9 protein-coding genes are annotated in these 8133 nt (G+C 46.4%); 7 read left to right on the forward strand and 2 right to left on the reverse strand.

Going from position 1 to position 8133, the window contains the following annotated elements:
* Nucleotides 1-25: 25 nt before the first annotated feature.
* Nucleotides 26-259, reverse strand: a complete 234-nt coding sequence (locus F1593_RS02175) for a hypothetical protein (protein ID WP_149399884.1) — start codon at nucleotides 257-259, stop codon at nucleotides 26-28.
* A 521-nt stretch (nucleotides 260-780) separates the two neighbouring features.
* Here F1593_RS02175 and F1593_RS02180 point away from each other — a divergent pair.
* The 6 genes from F1593_RS02180 (at nucleotide 781) to F1593_RS02205 (ending at nucleotide 6985) form a co-directional block, all read left to right on the forward strand.
* A complete protein-coding gene (locus tag F1593_RS02180) occupies nucleotides 781-1665 on the forward strand; it encodes a helix-turn-helix domain-containing protein (protein WP_149399886.1) in 885 nt (294 codons plus the stop codon).
* Between the two features lie 113 nt (nucleotides 1666-1778).
* Nucleotides 1779-2114, forward strand: coding sequence for a hypothetical protein (locus F1593_RS02185; protein ID WP_149399888.1), 336 nt, complete (start codon nucleotides 1779-1781; stop codon nucleotides 2112-2114).
* Between the two features lie 639 nt (nucleotides 2115-2753).
* Nucleotides 2754-4337: a sensor histidine kinase gene (locus F1593_RS02190; protein ID WP_172631795.1), complete on the forward strand. Its 1584-nt coding sequence runs from the start codon at nucleotides 2754-2756 to the stop codon at nucleotides 4335-4337.
* A 2-nt stretch (nucleotides 4338-4339) separates the two neighbouring features.
* On the forward strand, nucleotides 4340-5068 hold the full coding sequence (locus F1593_RS02195; protein WP_149399909.1) for a response regulator transcription factor: 729 nt from the start codon (nucleotides 4340-4342) through the stop codon (nucleotides 5066-5068).
* Between the two features lie 17 nt (nucleotides 5069-5085).
* A complete protein-coding gene (locus tag F1593_RS02200; protein WP_149399893.1) occupies nucleotides 5086-6075 on the forward strand; it encodes a uroporphyrinogen decarboxylase family protein in 990 nt (329 codons plus the stop codon).
* 391 nt (nucleotides 6076-6466) lie between these two features.
* Nucleotides 6467-6985: an NUDIX hydrolase gene (locus F1593_RS02205; protein WP_172631796.1), complete on the forward strand. Its 519-nt coding sequence runs from the start codon at nucleotides 6467-6469 to the stop codon at nucleotides 6983-6985.
* 54 nt (nucleotides 6986-7039) lie between these two features.
* Here the strand turns inward: F1593_RS02205 and F1593_RS02210 are convergent, their stop codons facing one another.
* The gene (locus tag F1593_RS02210; protein ID WP_149399897.1) at nucleotides 7040-7255 is read right to left on the reverse strand and encodes a hypothetical protein; all 216 of its coding nucleotides are present in this window, start codon (nucleotides 7253-7255) and stop codon (nucleotides 7040-7042) included.
* Nucleotides 7256-7335: 80 nt separating this feature from the next.
* Between F1593_RS02210 and F1593_RS02215 the strand changes: the two genes are divergently transcribed.
* Entirely contained in the window at nucleotides 7336-7986 is a 651-nt protein-coding gene (locus F1593_RS02215; RefSeq protein ID WP_149399899.1) for an MEDS domain-containing protein, read from the forward strand.
* Nucleotides 7987-8133: the final 147 nt, after the last annotated feature.

Consider the following 8133-nt stretch of genomic DNA (forward strand, 5'->3'; position numbering starts at 1 on the left):
TGATGTGCTAGAACACATTGGGCTTTTATTCATGTGAAGAGGTAAAGACCTGGCGGAGATACCCAACGACATAGCCAGCTCGGTATGCTTCCGTTATATTCGGATCATACAGATCAAAAATCCCATCAACAAACGTGCTTGGATTCTTGCGCACGTCCTCGATACCACCTGGGGTAACAGCGTGCATTCCCAACGACTGCCCTTCTTCAAAATCTGACATCTGTTTTGCACTGTGCAGAGATGATACGTGTTGAGCCATGACCATATTCCTTTCTGATAGAAGTGAAGTAGGATATCTGAGAAGATTTGACAACGTTAGTCGGATTTTCAAAAAGTCTCGTGAGCCTGGTGGAGTGCGCTAACGCTGCTAGGCTTTTTTTGCGAGGAGAGCTTCAAAGAGATCAGGATTGAACTGTCTTTCGGGCCTTGCACCCACATCTATTCACCTCTGTTGTACGTGCCGTTGTACTGTCACGTCGTGTTGCTTCGACCTCTTGGCATCCACCAGAGGCACACGCCGCTTTGTCGCCGTCTATGGTTACTCGATAAGCACCTTCCTTGATATACATTGAGTGTTTCAGAGGATACCCCTAGACGGCAGGATACCCCCATCACTCGGCACTGTCATTAACGTTTAAAATTAAACTAACATTAGTAATTAATATAATGATTATAGGGACTGCTGTCAAGGTTTTATTGTTAATATTGCCAACAATTCTAAGATAAGTTACAATATATCTAAGAAACCAGACCCAGGAAATGAGAAAGGGAGCGTGAGCAATGCCTAGAATGCAACCACCTAAGGGATACATAAGATCAAAAGAGGTGCAAGATATACTAAATGTCAGTCCCGCAATGATCAGAGAATACGTATCAAAAGGAAAAATAAAGCACCTTGTTCCAGGGGGAAGGACGCATGGCTTTTATCTTGAAAGCGATGTGAGAAAACTTGCAAACGAGCTAGAGATATTCCTTAATTTAGAGGAAGAAACTGAGACAAGCAGCTTTACAACAGCAACAGCAACAGATATACCTGGTTATATCGCACTCAATAGAGAATTATTCACTGAGAGGCATCATCAATTTGTTTATAACGAGGATGATATTGCACTCTCCGAAAAGTGGATAAAATGGATAACAAAGAACCCCGAAATTATCCATGTACTAAAAAGAGATGATGAAATAATCGGCACAACCACGACACTACCAACTAAACCAAACTCAGAAAAATTTAAGAAGGTTCTGCTTGAAGATGTTTCTATCTTACTGGGAGATCCAGACCTCTCGACAGAAGATATAGAAGAATATGAACCGGGAAAACCTGTTCAGCTATACTTAGCAGAAATAGGAATTAAGCCAAGCTTAAATAAGGATCTGAGAAGCAAATATGGAGCAAAGCTTATCTCAAAATTCATGGACACTATCATAGACTTGGGGAAAAGAGGAGTAATTATAGATAATATTCTAGCTGTAGGAGCAACAAAAAGCGGGATAAGATTATTGCAACATTTTGGCCTCAGTGAAGTAATATCGCCACGGCCGGATACAAGAATTTTTACTATCAACATGAAAGAATCTGGTTCACCTCTGATCAACCAATATAAACAAGCATTGAGAGAGTATCAAGAAAACTACCTAGACAAACAAAAAGAAAATGCAAAATAAGAAGTCAACCTAAACACATTAGGCTGTTTTTTTATAAACCAACTGATATAGCCAGGTAGAACCCTATACGATATAATTGCACCAGATTGAAAAGCAAGGAGGATCCTTAAACCATGAGTACACACCCACGTATCGAGTCCAGGGTAAGCGCACAAGAACGCCAACAGACTATTCTGAACGCACGTATTGAAGAACTCTCTGAGGATATGGCTGAAAGTTTCAAGCAACTCACAGGCGATATGGCGGCTAGCTTTAAGCAGCTGGTAGACTATCAAGTTCAGACGGAACATCAAATGGGCGCGAATTTTGATCAGATCGAAAAAGACGTAGCTGATATCAAAGCGACTATGACCACGAAAGATGATGTAGCGGCAATGGAAGGTCGTATTATGGATGCATTCAAGCAACTGCTTGCTACTATTAACCCTCAGCAACCCCCAGCAGAATAAAATATACAGAACATCAAAGACATCTGGTCATGCAATGATTGGCTCCAGATGTCTTTTATTATGCTCATGAGGAGGTGTACTTGTTCCATCTCAAAGAGATAAAAAGACAAAGCACCTGGCTAAATACTGTTGAGCACAATCAGGTACTTCTTTGTGCTCATTAATAAAACATAAATTGACAGCATTCTTGACAGCAGATACTTTTTACTGTGCTTTACAATTGAGCATGAGAACGAAAAGGAATAAGCACAAATTTTCCCTCGCGTCTGTACAACTAGCTCATTAGATGTGTTAGCCTCTAGAAATATGTGTTACAATAACACCGTTGCCTCTTACTGGCAAGTCTATTGCTTTGAATGCACGAAGCATTTCGAGCGTGTACCCCGTTTGCACTATATATTAATTGGCCGCAAAAGAGTAGTACTCTGACCACTCTCATGTGTACACTCCTGTTCGCCCGGGCGAGGAGGGGACAGGGACACCTGCCTCTTCCTCAACAATAAAAAGGGCTTGTCCTGTTAGAATGCAGCTTTGCACATGAAAGCGGTCGAGATAGTTGTATGCTATCTGTGGTTTTGTGGGCGTCGGGAGGACAGACACGCTGTCGAAATGCCTGTTGAATCCGCAGCGGAGTCAGTTATGTCTTGGTCCCAACCGCAACCAACCGATACACCTCACGATCAAATGACCGTTCTGGTGGGAAGCGCGATCCGTTTGTTGCGCGGTGATGCTGGTGTATTTGTGGTCTCGAACGAGGCGTTTGATCCACAAAGCAGCACAGAATATACATATTATCATTTGAGCAAAACTGTGTTACCATTATTGCTCTCCTATGTGCAGGAAGGTATGCAGCCAAACTCACTTCATCCTCTGGTAGTTGAGGCTATGCCACCCGAGCTGGCCCAGCAATTAGGACAGTCGGAGGATGTCGTGGAGGAACAGGGAGTCGAATGCTGTTCACTGGCCCTCTACGATGATGATGGACCCCTGGGTACGTTGCATTTTTTGCGCCGGGCAACCTTGCGCTCGTGCTTTGAGCGCCATAACGATGAGGATGCTGAAAGTTCTTTGCAATTGTTTGTGATGCAGTTGGCAACCAGTTTGCGTTTCGCGTTACGTTCACAGGCCCTGAGCAAGGAGCAGGGGAGGCTGGCGGCTATCTTCTCACATAGCACCGAAGGTATTCTGACCGTCGACAATGCTCTCCGTATTATCGATTTCAATCCGGCTATGGAGCGTTTGACTGGTTGGCGCGAAAACGAAGTGCTCGGTCAGTTTTATTTCAAGGTATTGCGCCCCAAAGATCGGCAAGGGAATGATCAGGGCTTGCAGAACTCGGTTATTTTACGCGCTTTCTCTGGTGAGGAAGTGATCAATCGCGAAATGATCATTTGTGCTCGCGATGGCCAGCGCTTCTCAGTGGCGGTCACGGCCTCCTGTGTGCGTTCAGTGCATGGGGATCCCATGAACGGTATCTTGAATATACGCGATTTGACACGTGAGCATCAGCAAGAGGAGCAGCGTTCAACCTTTATTTCCGTTATTTCACATGAATTACAAACGCCAATCGCGATTATCAAAGGGTATGCATCCACGCTATCTCGTACGGATGCGCGCTTTGATGCAAAAACGATTCGTTCACGGCTCCTGGCAATTGAAGATGAGGCGGATCGTTTGAACAAACTGGTTGGCAATCTATTATATGCCTCGCGCATCCAGGCCAATGGGTTGCAGATGGATATCACAACCCTGGATCTCGCCCATTTGATTCGTAGTATGGTGCGTCGTTTACACGCTAAAAGTCCTGATGTGCAGGTCACGCTCGCTATTCCTCCCCAGTTACCGGTTGTGATGGCGGATCGTGAGCGGATCGAAGAGGTTTTGCAGAATTTATTGGATAATGCTGTCAAGTATTCGCCGCGCCGCCCCGAGATTACGGTGGCCTGCTATTCGACTGGAGAAGAGGTGATTGTGAGTGTGAGTGACGTTGGGATGGGGATTGCGTTGCGAGAGCAGCAGCAAATTTTTGATCGCTTTCACCGTGTCGGTGAGCCGCTCTCGCAGGCGACTCCCGGGGCTGGCCTGGGATTGTATATCTGCCGCGCTATTGTCGAGGCACATGGCGGGCGTATCTGGGTGGAAAGCACTTTGCGTCAGGGTTCGACTTTTTCGTTTAGTTTACCGCGTGAGGAGAAAGCGCCGTTACCGATGGTGGTTTTTTGATGATGGAACAGGAAGCATTTGATCAACGAGATATGACCATTCTGATCGTGGATGACGAACCACGCATTCGCGATCTGGTCCGCTTGAATCTCGAGTTGGAGCGCTATCGTGTGCTCGAAGCGAGTAATGGTATTGAGGCCCTTGATGAGTTACGTGACAATTTACCCGATCTTGTCATATTGGATGTGATGATGCCGGAGATGGATGGTTTTGAGACGCTTAAGGCTATCCGTGAGGTCTCAACCGTTCCGGTGATTATGTTAACGGTACGGCAGAGCGAACAGGATCGTATTCATGGTCTGGATCTGGGGGCCGATGATTATATCGCGAAACCCTTTAGTCCCCGCGAACTGCTCTCACGTATTCATGCTCTCTTACGCCGTTCTCTGATGGCTCCGCCTTCGCGCAAAACCGAGATTGTTGTGGATGATGATCTGACCATTGATTTTGCACGCCGTGAGGTGATTGCGCGTGGACAGAAGGTCGTTTTGCGTCCTACCGAGTACCGCTTACTCTATCATCTGGTGAGCAATGCAGGACGTTTGCTGACACATGAGACGCTACTATCCAAGGTCTGGGGACGCGAATACCGCGATGAGTCCCATTATTTGCGCCTCTATATCACGTATTTGCGCCAGAAGCTTGAGAAAGATCCCGCCCATCCACAGTATATTCTTACCGAGCGTGGAGTTGGATATCGTTTTAAAGCTCTTGATGATATACATAAATAAGAGGAGAGTCTACTTATATGAATAAAAAAGAGCGCGTAGAGGCTGCTCTGCGTGGGGAAAAGGTGGATCGTGTCCCCGCCAGTGTCTGGGGCCACGATTACGAACGTGAATGGGATTACCATTTGTTAGCGGAAGCCACCGCCGAAAACTATAATCGCTACGACTGGGATTATGTGAAGGTCAATCCCCGGGCGAGCTATCTGGCTGAAGGCTGGAAGGCGCGCTATAAGCCCTCAGGACAGAAATACCTGCCACCGACCTGTGAATACACACCCATTCACGGAACGGCGGATTGGAAGCGCCTGCGTCCTCTGGAGGCTGACCAGGGGGCACTGGGTGAACAATTGCGTGTCTTGCAACTGGTCAATCATGAAGTTGGCTACGACGCTCATTTTATCCAGACGATTTTTTGCCCTCTCGGTGTCGCGCAATATCTGGCTGGCGATAAAAGCGAGCCAATCCTCTTGACTATTCGTGAAGACCGGCGTGCTCTGCATACGGCCCTGCGCATTATCACAGAAACCCTGGTCAATTATGCTATCGCCTGCCTGGAGCAGGGGGCCAGTGGTATTTTTTATGCTACCAACGGCTGGGCCAGCGCGGGCCGTTTGACACAGGATCAGTATCGCGAGTATGGCGAGCAGTACGATCTTGAATTTCTGGACGCCCTGAAGAGTCGTAGCAAGTTTAATGTCCTGCACAATTGCGGCTCCCATATTTATTTTGATTTACTGGCATCCTATCCCGTGCATGCCATCAGCTATGCAGACCATCTGGAGGGCAATCCCGATTTGCGGGATGGATATCTGCGTACGGGCAAAGCTGTGATGGGAGGCATCAATGAGGGAAGTTTATTGAAAAAAGATGCCGCCGGACAGGTGCAGGATGAGATTGGGAACGTATTGGAACAGACCAGCAGCCAGGGCCTTTTGTTGGCCCCGGGATGCGCGATTGATCCTCGGACACCCACCAAAAATCTTGAGGCCATACGTCGTGTGTTATCTTGACACTTACTGGTACATTGGCTATACTTCCACATAATGCTCAACCGTAAAAGAAAAGCGCGGGCGTGTCTGTTGAGCGGCGGAGAGCGGCGGACGATGAGCATCTAGTTATGAGATGTTGCAAATCCACAATTTACCCTTCACCCCATCATGGCTAATAGACAGGCTGTTATATAACACACTGGAAACAAAATGTTGTATAGTAGTATCTAACGAATAGCAGAGAAGACCGTGCATCGCGTTGCAATGCGGGAATGAAGCCAGCGTCAGAGGAATGGAGCACAAGTTCAACATGGATACGTTCTCTCTTTGTGTGGAGTGATACGTGTGCACATGTGCAGCATTTCGGTGAATTAGAGAGGGTACAGCGCGAGCAATGGAGCGATATAGAACAATGCGGGCCTATTCAGCGGGTGGCGTTGTCTTTCGTCTTGCTCTTTCGCACTCTCCTGTCATAGACTTCGCAATAGATCAGCTTGTATCAACTTCCGAGAGAGAAAAATATGATACGCTAGTATCTATAGAAGTGGCGCTGGTAGGACGTAGCTATACAGGTATCTGGGCCCTACCGAAAGGAACACCCCGGCCTGGTGAGACAACCGAGCAGGTAGCAGTACGCGAGGCCCAGGAAGAAACGGGTTTGCAAGTACAATTGATTGCCTATATTGGGAGCATCTCCTACTCATTTGTACGAGAACAAGTTCGTTATCATAAACAAGTACGGCATTTCTTATTAGAGGCAGTTGGAGGTGACATCACTTTGCATGATCATGAATATGATCTGGTGCAGTGGTTCCCATTCCATGAAGCTTGCCGACGCCTGACATATCAGAACGAAGTAAACATTTTATACCAGGCAGAAGAGATGCTACAGCGATGGTCGCAATATCGGCAACAGGAAGGGCACATGTAGCGGTATGCAAGAACATTCACCCCGTTTTAAATTCACCCGTCGACTTCTTTTACCCTATAGTGGTGAAGAGCCATTGACGCGGTCCCAGGCAAGACGGGTCATTTTTTCATGGGCGACGGTTTTTCCGCTGGCCCTTTTAATCTGCACATTGCCAGTTGTGGTGGTATTTGGCGCAAACGCTTCTTTGCAACGAGTTGCGATAATACTTCTTCTTGTCTTTGTAGCTGGAGTTGTGATATTTGGTGTGATGGCCTGGTTTGTGGTCCTCATACTTAATCGATCTGCTCGCCTATTTCAAAAGCAGCAGGCGCACACATCTGCAAGGATTAGCAAACCCAGCGGAGGTAGGTATGGATCTTAGTGTTGAAGGTAAATCAGAGCGTATTCCCCCTGGCTCGCATATCTGCCAGCTTTATAGTAAAGTGACAGAAATACCCAGCGTCTCGGCACATTTGCTACGTGTGGGGCTATCCTTAAATGAAAAGTGTTTGTTTGCCGCTGCACCTGCTCAGGTCAAAGAGCTACGCGACGAACTCGAAAAATTACAGGTCGATGTCGATGAACTGATTGCATCAGGTCAATTATTGCTTTTTGACGAACGCGAACCCTTTTTGTCGAATGGCAAGCGCTTTGATCCTTACTTCCTGCTTTCATCACATCAAACATTTATCGCACAGGCTCTGCGTGAGGAATGGAAGGCCGTCCGTATCTCGATGGATATGACATGGTTGACCAAAGATGTTGCCACGCCAGAACAAATTCTCAAATACGAGGCTGCCTCGGATGCCGTATTTACTTTCCAAAATGCACCAATTATTGCTCTAATGCATTATGATCATAGTAAATTAATTCCAAGCCTGGTAGTAGAGATGTTGAAATTGCATCCAATTTCTGTTGTAGGGAAATATATCAAGCGCAATCCCTACTATCTTAACTCTGAGCAATATATGTTAAAAATTCTACGCATCAATAAGGACAAAGGAAATAATCGTCCGTCTTAAGTGCCTTAAGAATGCTCGCTTGTACATGGGTCACCCCGAATCTTTCGAACAAATATTCGAGTGATAAAAGACTCAACAAAGGAAGTGAAACCTAAAAAACCTCCTGAACGATGTAAAGGAAATTGATAAATTCCAAACAGTTCAGGA

It is taken from the genome of Dictyobacter arantiisoli (assembly GCF_008326305.1).
GTDB classification, from domain to species: domain Bacteria; phylum Chloroflexota; class Ktedonobacteria; order Ktedonobacterales; family Ktedonobacteraceae; genus Dictyobacter; species Dictyobacter arantiisoli.